This is a genomic window from Acidobacteriota bacterium (genome assembly GCA_003225175.1).
Taxonomy (GTDB): Bacteria; Acidobacteriota; Terriglobia; order Terriglobales; family Acidobacteriaceae; genus Gp1-AA112.
Genome location: QIBA01000044.1, coordinates 1 through 15,779, shown reverse-complemented (window position 1 = coordinate 15,779; position 15,779 = coordinate 1). Strand labels below are relative to the sequence as shown.

The 15,779-nt window shown below is 54.7% G+C and carries 14 protein-coding genes and 1 pseudogene; 8 read left to right on the top strand and 7 right to left on the bottom strand.

What is annotated here, in order from left to right:
• Nucleotides 1–390 precede the first annotated feature (390 nt).
• The 4 genes and pseudogenes from DMG62_11395 to DMG62_11380 all read right to left on the bottom strand — a co-directional run bounded on the left by DMG62_11395 (nt 391) and on the right by DMG62_11380 (nt 3,498).
• A pseudogene (locus DMG62_11395) lies at nt 391–717 on the bottom strand (hypothetical protein).
• Between the two features lie 768 nt (nt 718–1,485).
• On the bottom strand, nt 1,486–2,235 hold the full coding sequence (locus DMG62_11390; GenBank protein ID PYY22770.1) for a hypothetical protein: 750 nt from the start codon (nt 2,233–2,235) through the stop codon (nt 1,486–1,488).
• A gap of 1 nt (nt 2,236) precedes the next feature.
• The gene (locus DMG62_11385; protein ID PYY22769.1) at nt 2,237–2,827 is read right to left on the bottom strand and encodes a hypothetical protein; all 591 of its coding nucleotides are present in this window, start codon (nt 2,825–2,827) and stop codon (nt 2,237–2,239) included.
• A complete protein-coding gene (locus tag DMG62_11380) occupies nt 2,824–3,498 on the bottom strand; it encodes a hypothetical protein (GenBank protein PYY22846.1) in 675 nt (224 codons plus the stop codon). The genes DMG62_11385 and DMG62_11380 overlap by 4 nt, the downstream gene beginning before the upstream one ends.
• Nucleotides 3,499–3,770: 272 nt before the next feature.
• Between DMG62_11380 and DMG62_11375 the strand changes: the two genes are divergently transcribed.
• The 4 genes from DMG62_11375 (at nt 3,771) to DMG62_11360 (ending at nt 9,912) form a co-directional block, all read left to right on the top strand.
• Nucleotides 3,771–5,642, top strand: coding sequence for a hypothetical protein (locus tag DMG62_11375; GenBank protein ID PYY22768.1), 1,872 nt, complete (start codon nt 3,771–3,773; stop codon nt 5,640–5,642).
• A 230-nt stretch (nt 5,643–5,872) separates the two neighbouring features.
• Nucleotides 5,873–6,862: an A/G-specific adenine glycosylase gene (locus DMG62_11370; protein ID PYY22845.1), complete on the top strand. Its 990-nt coding sequence runs from the start codon at nt 5,873–5,875 to the stop codon at nt 6,860–6,862.
• Nucleotides 6,863–6,907: 45 nt separating this feature from the next.
• Nucleotides 6,908–7,405: a hypothetical protein gene (locus DMG62_11365; GenBank protein PYY22767.1), complete on the top strand. Its 498-nt coding sequence runs from the start codon at nt 6,908–6,910 to the stop codon at nt 7,403–7,405.
• A gap of 272 nt (nt 7,406–7,677) precedes the next feature.
• Entirely contained in the window at nt 7,678–9,912 is a 2,235-nt protein-coding gene (locus DMG62_11360; protein PYY22766.1) for a hypothetical protein, read from the top strand.
• Nucleotides 9,913–9,917: 5 nt separating this feature from the next.
• Here DMG62_11360 and DMG62_11355 read toward each other — a convergent pair whose 3' ends face one another.
• Nucleotides 9,918–11,771: a hypothetical protein gene (locus tag DMG62_11355; GenBank protein ID PYY22765.1), complete on the bottom strand. Its 1,854-nt coding sequence runs from the start codon at nt 11,769–11,771 to the stop codon at nt 9,918–9,920.
• A gap of 237 nt (nt 11,772–12,008) precedes the next feature.
• On the opposite strand from DMG62_11355, the gene DMG62_11350 reads away from it, so the two are divergent.
• From DMG62_11350 to DMG62_11340, 3 genes are all read left to right on the top strand, one after another.
• Nucleotides 12,009–12,386: a hypothetical protein gene (locus DMG62_11350; GenBank protein PYY22764.1), complete on the top strand. Its 378-nt coding sequence runs from the start codon at nt 12,009–12,011 to the stop codon at nt 12,384–12,386.
• 157 nt (nt 12,387–12,543) lie between these two features.
• Nucleotides 12,544–12,738: a hypothetical protein gene (locus DMG62_11345; protein ID PYY22763.1), complete on the top strand. Its 195-nt coding sequence runs from the start codon at nt 12,544–12,546 to the stop codon at nt 12,736–12,738.
• Between the two features lie 166 nt (nt 12,739–12,904).
• On the top strand, nt 12,905–13,642 hold the full coding sequence (locus tag DMG62_11340; protein PYY22762.1) for a DUF4197 domain-containing protein: 738 nt from the start codon (nt 12,905–12,907) through the stop codon (nt 13,640–13,642).
• 88 nt (nt 13,643–13,730) lie between these two features.
• Here the strand turns inward: DMG62_11340 and DMG62_11335 are convergent, their stop codons facing one another.
• Both DMG62_11335 and DMG62_11330 read right to left on the bottom strand, forming a co-directional pair.
• The gene (locus tag DMG62_11335) at nt 13,731–14,261 is read right to left on the bottom strand and encodes a hypothetical protein (GenBank protein PYY22761.1); all 531 of its coding nucleotides are present in this window, start codon (nt 14,259–14,261) and stop codon (nt 13,731–13,733) included.
• Nucleotides 14,262–14,543: 282 nt separating this feature from the next.
• A complete protein-coding gene (locus DMG62_11330; GenBank protein PYY22760.1) occupies nt 14,544–14,744 on the bottom strand; it encodes a hypothetical protein in 201 nt (66 codons plus the stop codon).
• On the opposite strand from DMG62_11330, the gene DMG62_11325 reads away from it, so the two are divergent.
• Nucleotides 14,718–15,779: hypothetical protein (locus DMG62_11325; GenBank protein PYY22844.1), on the top strand; the 1,062-nt coding region annotated here is incomplete at its 3' end. The two genes, DMG62_11330 and DMG62_11325, sit on opposite strands and share 27 nt — an antisense overlap.

Genomic DNA, 15,779 nt, shown 5'->3' with positions numbered 1-15,779 from the left:
ATTGCGAGAGTCTGATGCAATTTGGCTCGCGGTCTCAGTGCCGTTGCCTACGTCCTGAACGGTCCCCACCGCCGGCCTGTTCTGCCCACCGCATGCATCGTGACCGTCGACATAGAAATTGTTCGAGTCTCCGAACTGTGTCGAGGAGCTTACCGGACCAGCGATCGTCAACGCTGCCGGCATTGGTGGCAAAGCGATTCTTGCTACTTCATATTGCACCATGCGCCGGGCGTGGACCGTGGAGGTTGCGCTTTCCGCAACCGCAAGGGCAGTGAGCATATAGACGGGTTGCGCGTCTGCCGCTACGCACGAATTAGCATGGACCGGCCCACCCCCAATTCCGAGCAGCGAACCTGGAAGCGGAGGAGCACCTGTTCCGCACGAGGGAGCAACTATGCCGGTTGAAGAGCCGGACGAAGAGCTCGATGAAGAACTACTTGAAGAGCTGCTCGAAGAACTCGAACTGCTGCTGGAAGTGATGCCGGTGAGACCGGAGGTGCTGCCAGTTCCAAAAAGACCACTTGAACTCGAGCTACTGCCAGTTCCAAAAAGACCACTGGAACTCGAGCTACTGGAAGAACTGCTACTGGAAGAACTGCTGGATGAACTGCTTGACGAGCTGGTACCGGAAGAACCGCTTGACGAACTGCTGCCTGAAGAACTTGAAGAAGATGAACCGGAAGAACTCGAACTGCTGGCAGACGCGTGTCCGGTATTACCGTGGCCAGAAGTCCCACCTTCAAACATCGCCATCGCCAGCGCAAGCTGCGATGGCAAGCTCAGCCCTTCTACTCGGTCCGGCACATCGGTGGGCCTTGAATCCGCTAACACGAATTCATTCTTGCCGTTGTAGCAAACCTGATCCGCTGATGGTCCGCCTAGTGGCGCGGCTGGCTGGGCAGCACAGTTGCCATATCCCTGGATGCACCAGGGATTGGTCGACTCTCCAAGCTTTAAATTGATGCGCGCCCATTTGTAGGGAACATATGCGCTTCCAGGTAGACTCTCGGACGAGTTGTTCAGATACCATCCGGGTGTGATCGGTAGAGAGGCGGCGGCAACGGCGCACGGCTTAGCGGGATTTCCCGGGCTGTTCGCAATGCCAGTAAGTCCACTATTTGCCGTTTCATGACAGAGTTCGTCGTCGAAATAGGCATTCGTTGAATCCCATGGCCGGACGTTTTCGCTACCAAGCGGATTGGTGATGTAGACCACGCCGCCAGCTCCGCCGATCGGAACCGTGGGAAGAATGTCGGAAATGCCTCCGTTTGCCACGGTAATTCGCATGCGGTCGCGCAACTCTTCTACACCTGATCGGGCAGCGAAGTAGGAAAGGTTCGATTGGCGGAACCCGGAGTTGACTCCAGTTTCGCTATTTGTGGAGAACATCAACGCCAGTCCGATCGCCGACACGAGAATCAAGGCAAACAGCACCACAAGCATCGCAATGCCGTGTTCGGGATGTTTGGTTTGAGGCTTCATGAGCTAGTTCTCCAATTCCGCGATCGTAGATACAGAATTCACGGCTGGCTGCCCAGTTATGGGGTCAAACTGTTTAGAGCGCGTGCTCAAGTTCACCTTGATCGCGTCGATAAGTTGAATCGTTGCCGAATTACTGTTGATATCAATTCCGGGACAGGTCGGGGTTCCGCTCGACCAGGTGCAGCTCCCAACGCTCACGGCACTACCGTTTGCCTGGAAGTAGGTAAACAAATCCTGCGAGAGTCCCTGAGGCGTAATCACGTTTTGAACCTCAGTGAAGTATTGCGGGTTAGATTGACCTCCGGGCCCGGAATACCAGTTGTCGCCGGTTACTTTCTTCACCACACTGCGCCGCAGGCAAGGGCAGGCGAGATCATTTATGTCCGAAGCAACGTACGTATACAGCACGCTATACACATTGCCGTCTCCATAAACATCGCCTTCAAAGCGAAGTGAGACGGGAGAGGCGAACACAAGACCGACGGCTGTATTTAAATTTCGCGATCCAGGATTGGTCTGGTAAAGCGTTGAGATCGGGTAGCCAGACATGTGCAGGTCGCGGGCAAATTGATCGACGAACGCTCGGCTTTCCTGCGTAAGGTCCAGCTTCATGGATTCCGTCTTGGTCTTTGCTTGAACCTGGTTGATCTGCGAAAACACCGCTCCCATGACGATCATGAGCACGATGATGGTGATCATGACTTCGAGCAATGAGAATCCGGCATGATTCCGACGATTTGCTGGTGCTTTCATGTCAGTTTCCTCTCAGCGCTCGCAGAGTCGCCGGTACATTGAAGAAACGGGTTTGACGCGCTCCGTTTCCATCTTCGGTGACGTTCTTGGCTGCTACCAAAACCAATTCTGTTGAACCGCCATTGATCGGATTGCTCACATTCCAGCGCACGTCGTAGAGCTGCGGATTGCCCGTGGGCAATCCATCCGCGGCTCCGGTTGCGCAGAGCTTGTAAAGCATCTGGTAACCGGCGACCGGGTTTTGTGTGAAATCGATGGCCTGTACTCCGTTGGATATGCCTGAGAGATCGACCAACGGTGCGCCGCCAGGGGCGGTAGTCATGGAATGGGCGGTACCGTCGCAGTCCGTAATCGATGTAGTCTGGATACCCGCAGATATGGTGAGTACGACGATGCGATCCATGGTGCTCTGCGCGAGGGCCACGGCCGCCGTGTCAAATCGATTGCGCGCGTTACTGGCGATCGCAGTGAGAATCACGATCATCCCGCCAAGCAGTCCTACCACGAGAACGATCATGGCGATCAGAAGCTCTATCAAGCTGAATCCTGAATTGGAACCGCGCCGTTGCTGGAGTTGCCGATTACGTTTCATTGCCAGTTCCCACCTTGGTAGACCCAAGTCTTAATTCTTCCCGCAGGCGTTACCGTGATCGCGGCGTAGGCTGTTCCACCTGTTCTGCGTTTGTACCGCAGGTAAGTTACGTATGCGATGGGTCTTGTGCTTGCTGGCGTGCCTACTGATGGCGCATTTTTGCAAGTCTCCGCAGCGGCTACCCTTTGGCAGGGTAAGCCGCGTTCATTGAAAGCCATACCAGGAATAGCCGTGCCTGCAGCAATGCCCCCGGTCCCGTCGCTCACCATCGGTGAGGTTGAATCGGAATACGGCTGTATTCCCAATAGGTTGGTGTTGCCGAAGCCAGAGGGAACGCCGCTATCGCTCACCGTGATCGGATCCGCCAGCTCCACAGCCGGTTCCGGATTGGATCCAGAGCCATTGAAGGTTCGATCCGAATTGAGATCGAGATAGGCTACTGGTACGCCGTTTGTGGTGGTGTTCAGCACTTGGTATACGGAGTTGTCCTGCGTGGCGCGTGACCGCGCTATCTGCATTAAACCGGCATAGGCTTGCGCCGAGGCGCGCATCTTCTGGTCGTCGATAATCCCCAACATCTTCGGGGTCATCATGCCGGCAATGACAAGAAGGATGACGACGACGATCATCAACTCCAGCAAACTGAAACCACGTTGTCGGTCGATATTCATCTCGCTCGGCCAGTCCTGATCAAATGGAACGCAAGTGCTCCAAGCCGCCAAAAGCAGCTTCGGCACTCTCCCGAAAAGTATCTGAGTTCAATTGCCTCTACAAGTTACCGAAGACTTAGCTTCGCCCATTTTGGAGACATGTTTCCGAAAGGTTTGAAGATTTGTTTTGAATGGCTTGAACTGGCTCGTTACTTTGGTGTGTCAAGCTGGGAAACGGGAGTGGCGATTGGAATTGAAAGTGTCTTACAGTCGCGACGGAAGAGCTCCCCGCCATGACCGTTCTAGACCGACCTGTGTCGGTTGCCGCTACAGTCCCGACGATTATCCTCCCGGATCGCACCAGCCGGGTAAAGAAGATTCTCCACTACCTCGAACGGACTTACAGCCTTGATCTTCGTTCTTTAGCTCTATTTCGCATTGCGCTCGGGGCAGTGCTGCTGGGCGATCTCATCTGGCGTGCGCAGGACATGCTGGTCTTCTACACGGACTTTGGTGTTCTGCCGCGGGCCGCGCTGCTCGACAAGTTTTCGCCCCCGGCACGCTTCTCGATCCACATGATGAGCGGCCAGCTCATCTTCCAGGCGATGCTGTTCTTCGTGGCCGCGGCTCTTGCGGTGATGCTGATGGCGGGCATACGCACGCGGCTTGCCGCTTTCGCCAGCTGGTTCATGCTCGTTTCAATTCAGAATCGAACTCCCGTCATTCTTCAGGGTGGCGACGTTTATCTTCGTGTGTTTGCGTTTATTGCCATGTTCCTGCCGTTGGGAGCACTGTATTCCGTCGATTCGGGGTTGCGTGAACCAGAAAAGGAAAAGCCGCGGTTCGCACATTTCTCCACTCCGGGAGTTGCCCTGATCGCGCAAGTGGCGATGGTGTACACCTTTGCCGTGTTGTTGAAGACTGCCCCGGAATGGCGGCGGGACTTCAGCGCGGTTTATTACGCTCTGCAAATTCAGCAGATCACGTACCCTCTGGGGCAGCTGCTTCTCCACTTTCCCAAGCTGCTTCCCTGGCTTACGCGAGGAACGCTTGTACAGGAAGGTGCGATTCCCCTCCTGCTGTTGACGCCCTTTCTTGCTGGACCGGCCCGAATGTTGGGAGCCGTCCTCATTATTCTGCTGCATGTCGCATTAGGGCTTTCCATTCGCTTAGGACACTTCCCGTACATTGCTTGCACGGCTGCGCTGCCGCTGATCCCAACCTGGTTTTGGGAATTGAAGTGGATCCGCCGGCGCTTCCCCTGGCTTTCAGGTGAGAGCATGGCAGGCTTCGGTACGCGGGTTTACTACGACAGGAACTGCTCATTCTGTTCAAAGCTGGTTCGCATTGTGCGTGCTTTTCTCGTGCTTCCCAAAACAGAACTCATTCCTGCGCAGGAGTTTCCTGTTACGGAGCTGGAGATGCGCGATCAGAAGAGCTGGATCGTTGTCGATCCAGAAGGAAGGCGCTACTACAAGTGGAGAGCGCTGGTTCATCTGGTCTCGCAATCTCCCATGTTCTCGTGCCTAACGCCGGTGATGCGATCCGAGTGGCTGGAGAGAAACGGAAGAAAGTGGTACGAGGCCATCGAGCGCAACCGCGATAAGCTTAGCCGCTACACCGATTGGATCCGGTCGCGTCCGCTGAATCTGAAGACTTCACCAGGCGTCACCGTGTTTGCGTTATTGCTCATTGTCTTTACGCTCTTGTGGAATCTGTCCTCGATTGTGCACGTGCCCTTCCAGCCCTGGGAAGATGCGCTGGCAATTACTCTCGATCTGGACCAGAAGTGGGACATGTTTTCGCCGAATCCTCTGACATATGACGGGTACTACGTAGTCGTGGGCCAGCGGCGTGATGGGCAGGAGATCAACGTGATTCATCCTGATCGTCCAGTGACGTACGCAAAGCCTGAGAGCATCGCGGACCAATACAAGAATGAGCGCTGGCGGAAGTACCTGATGAATTTGTCGCTGAAAGAGAGTACCGAGTATCGGCTTTATTACGGGCGGTATCTCTGCCGTTCCTGGAATACTGGGCGCGCAAGCTATGACCCGGCGGTGCTGGTCAGGTTTGACATTTATTTCATGGCCCACCAGAACTCGATCCAGCATCCTCCTACTGGATTCAATCGCGATTTGCTTTGGCATCACGAGTGTTTCTGAAAAGGTCGCGCCTTGAAGCAACGTGGTTCGGGCCGCCGACGGCCGGTACAAGGTAAGGGATGCGCGCTCCATTAGAACGACCAAACCCAGCAACATTTTCCGGGCAACAGACTTAGCAGCACGAAGGCGTGCTGGAGTCCTTCATCTTGTACCGCCAAGGGCGGCCGGAACCACGTTGCTCAATGCCGTCCGTGGCAACAGCTGGCGTATACAATCAGGATCGTCCACCGATGTCGCAGACGATCAGTCTCGCCAATGCGGCACAACCCCGAAAATTTCGGGGGAATCTGCTGAGCTGGTATCGCGAACACCAGCGTCCTTTGCCATGGCGAAGAACACGCGATCCCTATCGCATCTGGATTTCGGAGATCATGCTGCAGCAGACTCGCGTCGCGGCTGTTCTCGAGCACTACAAGCGATTTCTGAAGAAGTTTCCCAGTCTGCGACAGCTTGCGGCCGCGGATGAAGCAGAAGTTTTGACTGTCTGGAGCGGGCTCGGATATTACCGTCGTGCGCGGATGCTGCATCGGGCTGCGAAGCTCGTGGTCTCGGAGCCGTATTCTCGAATTCCCGGTACGGCCGCGCAATTACTTACATTGCCGGGAATCGGGCGCTACACCGCGAATGCGATCGCGAGTATTGCATTCGGAGAGCCTGTGGCAGTGGTCGATGGCAATGTAGAGCGCGTGCTCGAACGCTTGCTACGGCAGCAATTAAGCGGAGAAGAACTATGGGAGGCTGCTCAGGCAGTGCTTGATCCAGAGTCTCCGGGCGACTTCAACCAGGCAATGATGGAATTGGGAGCGACGGTTTGTCTCCCCGGAGTTCCACTTTGTCAGCGTTGTCCGGTGAAGAAGCACTGCAGATCGCGCGACGTGCAGCTTGAAGAGACGTCTATTACTGAGAAACGGCTGCGAAAGTCTTCTGCTCTCCTGTTGATCCGGCGCGGCGGCGCAATCCTCTTACAGCAGCGCGCACAGGACGAGCGACTCATGCCAGGAATGTGGGAGTTGCCGGAAGCAGATGACGAGAAGGCTGGCGATCCTTTGCTCACGGTAAAGCATTCCATCACCACGACCGATTGGAGCGTGAACGTCTTTTCTGGCCACAGCTTACGACGTCGCTCAAACACCAGGTGGATCTCCCTGACTCATGTTTGTCAACTGCCACTTACCGGTCTTTCCCGCAAGATTTTGCGGAAGCTTAACTTGCTCTCATAGAATCGAATTGGCTGAGGTCCGATCTGTTTAAGGAGTTTTCAGGAAATGGCTCTTCCTACTGGTGTGAAAGCTCAGGAGTTTGCTCTCACTAGTACGACCGGTAAACCGGTTGTACTTTCGGAGTTGATGAAGCGTGGTCCTGCTGTCTTGGCCTTCTTCAAAGTGAGCTGTCCCACCTGCCAATATGCTTTTCCCTACTTTGAGAGGATGTCGCAGCTTCACAAGCCTGAGGCGGTTTCTTTCATTGGAATATCGCAGGACAGTCTCGCCGACACGCAAGCTTTCATGAAGAAGTATGGCATTAGCTTTACCGTCGCGATTGACGACTCGCAGCGATACATCGTCTCAAACGCTTACAAACTCACGAACGTCCCCACGGCCTACCTCGTGGATCGCGACGGCAAGATCCAGGTGAGCAGCGTTGGCTGGGCGCGGAAGGATATCGAGGACATCAACCTGAAGCTCTCGATGATGGATCCGGCTCAACAGCAACATCCTATTTTTAAGCCGGGGGAGGATGTTGCCGAATACAAAGCTGGTTGAAGCGCGAAGAATTAACCCGCGGTCGCGGGGAAGGCCAGCGATTGGCAATCAGGGATTAGCAATTAGCAAACACTTGGATTCAACAATGTTTGGCTGATTGCTAATTGCTAATCGCTGCTGTACCAAAGTAACCAGTTATTGAGGTTGAACACTCAGTGCTGACCGCCATTTGACAGATTAGACTCAGCTGCAAGCAGCGATTAAGGACAACGAAGAGGTTTATTACCACGGAGTTTGGCTAAATCGCTAATTGCTAATCGCTAATTCCTGCAATGGCATTCGGCTTCCTACAACGCGGCGGATCTCTCCCTGAACACGCGCAGCAGACGCAGCTCTCGTCCTATCAGCCGTTCATCCAACTGGAAAACCTCGTGCGTGGAGTGGACAACATCCGGCACGACGTTGTGCTCAGTGCTCGGTTCATGGAGAGCACGCGGAATCAGATCTTCCGATTGATTACCCGGCATGGACAGATCGAGCCTTTGGTGGACGATGCGCCGACGGGCTCGCGTCCACTCACGAGAGTCAGACTGCCTGGCAACTCTGTGGAAGCGAAAGTTGCCGACGCAATCGGTTTCAAGCGCGCACTCCTGGAGCTCCACATTGCCACCCTCAACCGGGCTAAGACTGAAGGCAACATATCGATCGATTTGTTAGGTAGACTGGCCGTCATCAAATTTCAGCGGAATGAAATGTCAGCCCAGTTCGCCCAAGCTCTGGAGCGAAGTCGTGCCAAGCTCAAGACCTATGACGGTCCGCGCCAGGCGTTTCTGAGCAAAGCCGTGGAATTGCGCGAGCGTTTTGCTCGTTTCCAGATCAACAAGAAAGCAGTGTTGAGGAAAGTTGGGCAAGAGCTGTTTTCGACAATTCGCGAAATTGAGAAAGAGACTATCTCGCGAATGCGCCGCTCGTTCTTCGGCGACGCGGAGAGCGAAATCTACGATCTGTTCCTGAATCGACTGCTCTATACAGAGGATGGTCGCGACGACTATCTGAATGCTGAGCAGTATGTGATGCTCGGTAACTATGACCGTGACCCGGACCGTTTTGACACCATGCAGTCGATTGCCTGTGACTTTCTGCGCTCCCTGCAGCTTCCTGGCATTGAGAACGACGAGGCGCTGGATCAGTTGCTCAACGTTCCCGAGAACGCGCATGAACTCTTTGCGGGAGGAGCGCCGGTCGAGAGTCTTCCTAAGGGAAAGGCGCAACGCGCGCTGCTGGACGCGTGGGTGGAGATGCTGGAAAAGGAAAATGTAATCCAGCACGTGATTGCATCGTACGAGGCCGTGCCGCTGCTTTCGCAGTACTCTCCACCGATTAATCCGCAACAACTGAAGAATGCTCTAATCTCGAAAACAGAGCGCACGCGCGTGGAGACATTGCTAGACGAGCACGGGAAGATTTCGCCTGACAATCTGAACGGCGCTGTGAAGAAAGTTGACGCCTGCAAGGGGCCTGATCGCGCCAAGCTATCGGCGCGATTCTTTGGTGACTTCGTTCGCTATCACCGTGACCTGCGGCGTTTTGAATCGCTGAACTCTGCTATGGACGCGGTGAACGTGATCGCATCTGAGCGTCTCAAGGAACTTTCGGCGATCAATAACACGCTCTACGAATTTCTCCTTGCGGATGAGCAGAAGAGTGGGGAAGAGAAAGTTGTCCGGCATGTGATTTTGAAAGCTGACATTCGGGATTCAACGACGCTCACGCGCACTCTGTACGAACGAGGACTGAATCCAGCGTCATACTTCAGTCTCAATTTTTATGAACCGATCAACAAGTTACTGCCGAAGTACGACGCTTCGACGGTATTCATCGAGGGGGACGCGGTGATTCTCGCGTTGTTTGAGCGCGAAGGCGAAACCGGACTTGGTGTGGCGCGCGCGTGCATTCTGGCCAAGGAAATAGTCGGCATTGTGAGCGCTTACAACGAACAATCGCAAAAGCAGGGCTTGCCGGCGCTTGAGCTTGGAATCGGTATCTCTTATCAGAACTCTGCGCCGATGTACCTGATGTATGGAACGCAGAGAATCACGATTTCGAAGGCGCTGAACGAGAGCGATCGTCTCTCCTCGTGTAGCAAAGGCGCACGCAAATTTATTGTCGACAAGCAGATGGCGTTCAATGTTTTTAATCTGCAGACTGTTCAGGATAGGGATGTGACTGAGAATCCTGACGAATTTCTGGTGCGCTACAACATCAATGGTGTGTTGATCAGCAAGGCGGCGTTCGAAAAGCTCTCGCAGGAAATTTCATTGAAAGAGCATCGCGTGCAGCTGCTCTCACTTTGGCCAGGCGAGCCGGTTCGCTTCTTCAGTGGCATGGTTCCGATTGCTGCCGGCGCATTCCATAAGGTCGTCGTACGTGAAGGCACGATTCCACACGTCGATGCGAAATCAATGACGGTTAAGGACTGGACCTCGCGAAAATATTACGAGGTGTGTGTCAACCAGGAAATCTACCATCTGCTGGAGAAGCCTGCCGTTGCCGCTGCGAGCGTCTAGCGAACTCAGAAAGGGCGCTTGGAGCGGAAGGGAATCCGCACTACAGCTTCAAGATCCACCGGATTCCCGTCGCGCGTGCCGGGAACGAAGTGCCACGCGCTCAGGGCCTTGCGCGCGTTTTCATCGAGGCGGTCGTCGAATCCTTCGAGTACCTTGACTTGTGCCACGGTTCCGTCAGCCCGGATGATCGCATACAGGATGACGATGCCTTGGACATTATCCTTCATCAGGTCTGCCGGATACGCTGGATCGACTTCACGGACCGCAATTGGAGCAGTCACGTCTCCCGCTTTGGAACTAACATCACGTTCGGCGAAGCGGAAGATCCAGCTTCCACCTGCAGAGGTGAGATTCGGCGTGTTGAGCGCCATCGTGTAGTACTTGCGTCCACGAAACACTCTCTGATCGAGAGCGTCGGGTTCATCCACCAAAGTCGCAACCCTTGGAGGGGGTAAGCTGATTCTCGACGGCCGCGCCATGGCGAGAAGAGCGCTCCCCGATGCCGAATTCAATGCCCCTGTGAGGCCCTGCGTTGTAGTGATCGGCGCGCCGTTCAGAATTCCGTGTGGTACAGCGGCGGCGACAATTCCCAATTCGTCCCTGGTGGCTAGGGGTGAATCGCCACCAGGGCCAGTGCCACCGGCTTGTTTTGCGGGAGTTCCGGCAGAGTCTTTTTCTGCATTGGGCTGCCCGGCAAAGGTTCCGCGGCGATTGCCATCTGGCAGGCGCGGTGCGCCGGCAACTGGATTCAGATTAATCGAGATCAGGATGCCGGAGGCTGAGCTTGCAGTTCCGGCAGTACTTAGATCGGGTGGAGGAGCAACTGGCTCAGCTGTGCCCGGCATTTTTGTTGTGCTAATAGCACTATTGGCTACGGTATTGAGACCGGGAGGTGGCGCAATCGGCTGCGCTGGTTCGAGCGCGGCTTTATTAAGCTGCGTGCTGCCCGCGTTCTTCAAATCGGGAGCAGGCGCAATTGGCTCCGGCATACCTAGGAACGGGATAGCATGGCTTTGCTGAACGGGAAGTTTAGGTTCCGCCTTTACCGGCGCGGGAACTGCAAGAAGGTCAACTTTCGCTAAGTCTCGGGCACTTTTAATTGCAACGGGTGGCGCGATTGCAGCTGGTTGTGGCAACACCGGAGCGCGAAGTCTCGCGGTCGCACTTGAGACATCCGGTGGAGGAGCAACGGGTGTCACATCAAGTACCGGGACAACCAGCTTCGGTGTGTTCATTGCCAGCGCTGCAACCGGAGGCGCTTGCGGCACAGGAATCGACAGTACAATGTCCGGCACTGGAGCGGTAGAGACAATCTTTGGAGCATCCGGCGCGACGATGCTGTGCGTCGAATTGTCGGACCATTTTGGGATCGCCATCGCTGCCACCACGCGTTGGCGAGCCTGGCTGAGCGACGGAGCTGCAGCTCGGGAGCTGCGACTGATCAGTGGGGCAAGCCGCTGTGCAATCGCTTGCGGCTGAGTCGCCTCAGAAACAAGTATGTCGTCCTCGGGGTTTATGTAAGTGATTCGGTCGTGGTGGAAAGTTTCGATCTTCACGATTCGATTCCAGTAGAACGGCATCGAGAGCACGTACACGACTCCGGCGAAGATTGCGTGCCCAGCGTAAGACCGCAAGATGCTCTTCCAGTTCAGTTGCTGATCGACAAATACGTCCTTCCAGAAGATACCTGGGCGAAAACCCAGGGGCTTGGGTGGTTTTTCGCGCTTAACTAAGGAGGTGAGGTTTTCGCGAACGGAGGGGAACCAGGCAGGCAGCTCCCAGTTCAGGCGGATTTCCAGTTCCTGCGTAGCCGCAGGTTCGAGCAACCACTTCTGCGACCTACTGCCAGGAACTGCCATGACGAATCCCGTTTACTTACTGAGTAGCTGGATTATACCTTGATAACTGGTAACTTTCCGGTCAGAAGAATGCCTCAAATGGTGACAGCCATCCGTCCTATCCCATTGAAATGCCTAATTGTTGTGTTGCCGATTGTGTGCCTGTTTTCGCCGCTCGGGCTGCTAGGTCAGCGCCATCAAAAAAAACAGACTGAGTCCCCGAGCCAGGCAAATAGTTTTGCTACCCAAATCTCTGGAATGTACACCTTCCTGCGTGACGGCGAATTTGTGCAAGTCACTGTCGAAGATGAGAAAGTCTCGGGCTTTGTCTCGCGTTTCGGGGAGCGCGATAGCGATCGCGGCGTCTTTCTCGATCAGTTTTTCAGCAAGGCTTCACTCGACGGCAAGAGACTCAGCTTCACGACCAAGCCGATTCATGGCACCTGGTACGAATTCTCCGGCGTGATTAGCCGAGGCGAGGCAAAGACACCGGACAAGGAAGGGTACTGGTCAATCCAGGGAACACTGAAACAGTTCGACCTTGATGACAACAAGAACGTCTCCTCCAAGTCGCGAGAAGTGAACTTCAAATCATTTCCACAGAACCTCAAAGACGCTGAGTCGCCCAAAGACTAACCGATAGCTGCTCTCGTGATAGCTCCAGCTCATGGAGTCCATTTCACTTAAGAAATTTTTACAACCAGATGTTCCGTTTCACGAGGAAGTCGCATCAGAAGCGGGTTAGAGACGAATAGAAGTTCCTTAATTAATTCGTCATTCTGGGAGGACTAGCGTGAGCACGGTTGACGATTTTATGGTTCCTGAAACGCTGCAAGGACCCTACGCAGAATTTTATCGCCGTGCCATCACGGAGCTGCTCTATTGGCAGCTGCTGCGCGACGGGAGCGACAGTCGCGCGGAGGTGAATGTCCAATGCATGGACCCTCTCGCCTTCGATGCGATCGGAATCCAGTTTGGAGAAGCTTAGGGCTCCGCAATCAACTTCTTACGTCTTTGGGCAACATGAGCACGATCTGACACTGCTGCCAGATTTCCAGCTGCTGTTACTTTTTATCGTTACAAGCGTGAGCCTTTCGTGCGTAGTCCGCCCCCCGCGTCTCCGCTAGACTGAGGCGGTCAATCGCGTGAAAGCCATGAAAAAGTGGATCGGTAGCGGTGTACTCGTCGCGACCTTAACCGTCCTCTGCGTCGCCCAATCACCGTGGGACCAGCTTCGGCAAAAGGCAGCGACTGCCGCCAAGGCCGCGAGTGCGAATCGCGGATTATCGAACGACAAGATCGTTGCCGGCCTTAAAGAAGCGCTGACAGTAAGCACGCGAAACGCTGTAGCCGCGACCGGTCGCACCGATGGTTTTCTCAAGAATGAAGCCATCAGGATTCTGCTTCCGGAAAAACTTCGCAATGTTGGCAGCGGACTGCGCCTGATCGGCATGGGATCACAAGTCGATTCGCTCGAACTAGGAATGAATCGCGCTGCCGAGCAGGCGGCGCCGGCAGCCAAGCAGATCTTTATTGCTGCGGTCACGCAGATGTCGTTTGCCGATGCCCGGCAGATCCTCTCCGGCGGAGACACCGCCGCAACCGAATACTTCAAACGCCAAAGTTCCGACCAGCTGACCGAAGCCTTCGCTCCCATAGTTCACCAGGCCATGGAGAACGTTGGCGTCGTAAGGCAATACAACCAGCTCATGCGCAATCCCGTGGCCGCCCGCGTCGCCGCCAGGCAGCGCTTCAACCTCGACGAGTACGTCGTAGGCAAGACGATGGACGGACTCTTCTACGTGATGGCGGAGGAGGAAAAAAAGATCCGCAAGGATCCAATGGCGCAGACAACTGCGTTGTTACGCGAAGTATTTGGAAAGCCGCATTAAGGAGGTTGCGTTCGCGAGGACTCCGGGAATGCTGGGGCTCCCACGTGAAGCGCAGATCTGGAACTCCCAAGGGTAGGGCACTCGTCGGTTAGTGTGCAGGTGTTGGTTGTGCTCCATTGGCCGATTGCGGGTTTGGAGGATTGGGCATGGGAGTGTTCTTGCCGTGTTCGGGATCGTAGTCGTGCTTGACCATCCATTGCTTGAAACTTTCCGTCGGTTCTGTTCCCAGCGCGCCATTGCGTTGTACGTAAGCAAAGTCCTTCATCTGTACTTCCAACTTGCATTTCTCGTACTTGTCCGATTTGCCAAACTCCGGGAGCAGCACTTCGAGTTCCTGGTTCGGCTTTTTCCATTTCGCCGGGAAAGTCTCGAAGCCGGATGATGTTTGCAGCTGGTGGGCGCAGTTAAACTGAAAATCCATGCCGCGCGGCTGACCATTTTCAAACAGGTTTGCGCGGCCCTCGCCCTTTGCTTCTTCGGCGACTCGCATATGGTAGAAAGTTGTTTCGCTTCGACGGAAAATATGGATGCGTAACTGATAATCCGCGAGCTGCTTGTTCTGTGCCGCAGAGAAAGCGGCTGTAAGAACAATGATTGCTGCGAAGGTCCAGCGAACCATGATTTCCTCCCTTTGGCGCGAAGGTGCCTGATCGGCGCGAAAAAGTTTAGCATGGCAAAGTGCTCGCGCCCGACGCAGCATGCCAGTAGCAGCCCGTGAGCTCGTGATGCTCGGAGCACGTGCTTCAGAACGACGGCACTCCGATTGAACCAAGCTAATTTGAGATTTAGGAAAATGCCATGCGGAACGGTGAAGCTACTGTGCTTCGGTCTCGGCAAAGCTCAAAATGGCCAATTTCGGCCATCGCTATTGCACTCCAAAACAGCGTAAATTCGCGCTAAATCATTGGTTATCAGTGAACTTTCGCCCGTCTGGGGCGTCTATAGTGCATGTTGAAACGTCCTTTCCGACCGAAAAATTCGCGATTTCAAAGCCCCAAACCGCGCATTTTTGAGGCTTCGACGCACATTTCAAGGCGCTGCCGCTCCATTTTTGAGGCAATCTGAGCACCTTCCGATGCGAAAACTGCTCCTGAATCTCCATCTCTGGGCCGGACTCATAGCCGCATTGTTCCTTCTTTTATTAGGCAGCAGCGGCGCTTTAGTCGCTTTCGAAGACGAAATCGACCGAGCATTGAACGCCAAATTGGCGTATGTCAAACCGCAAGGACAGCCGCTCACCCTTGACGCGATCAGCACGAAGCTTCTAACCGCATACCCGGAAGCCAGGATCGAAGAGTTCGGACTCCCGCAACGCGCCGACTACTCAATGTTCGTCGGATTTACCCAAAGGTCAGGCAAGAGAGCAGCGCTGTTCGTGAATCCCTACACTGGCGAGGTACTCGGATCGGCAGATCAAGCCAATCAATTCTCCAACAAGGTTCACCAGTTCCATACGCACTTGCTCATCGGCGAAATCGCGGACCAAGTAACCGGATGGAGCGCCGTCTTCCTGTTCGTTATTTCCATAACCGGCATCATCCTCTGGTGGCCCAGAAAGCTCTTTCGCATGCGCTGGAACTTCTCAGCAGATGGCGGATCAGCAAAACGCTTCAACTTCGAACTGCATAACTTCGTTGGAATCCTCTCGTCAGTAGTCCTGTTTATCTTCGCCTGGACCGCCATCTGCATTCACTGGGAGAGGCAAGTGGACAAGCTGGCCCAAAAAATGTCCGGCACAGCCGCAGCCCGCCCAGAATTGCCACAGATTCCGGCACCGGGAACCGTCCCACTGTCGCCAGACCGCCTCATCCAGATCGCCCACAATGCACTTCCCGAAGCCAAAATCACAGGAATGCAACTGCCCCAGAGTCCAAAGCAAGCCGTAACCATTGGACTAAAGTTCCCTGAAGACCACACTCCAGCCGGCCGCACCCGCCTCCGCATCGACGCTTACACCGGCAAAGTCCTCCAGGTGCAAAGCTCGCGAGACATGTCAATGCCAGTGAAGTACGCCCGCATGTGGAACCGCGAACTCCATACCGGCGATATCTTCAACCTGCCCACGCGAATTCTGGCCGCATTCTTCAGCCTGATGCTGCCGGTTCTAGCGATCACCGGACCGCTGATCTGGTGGAAC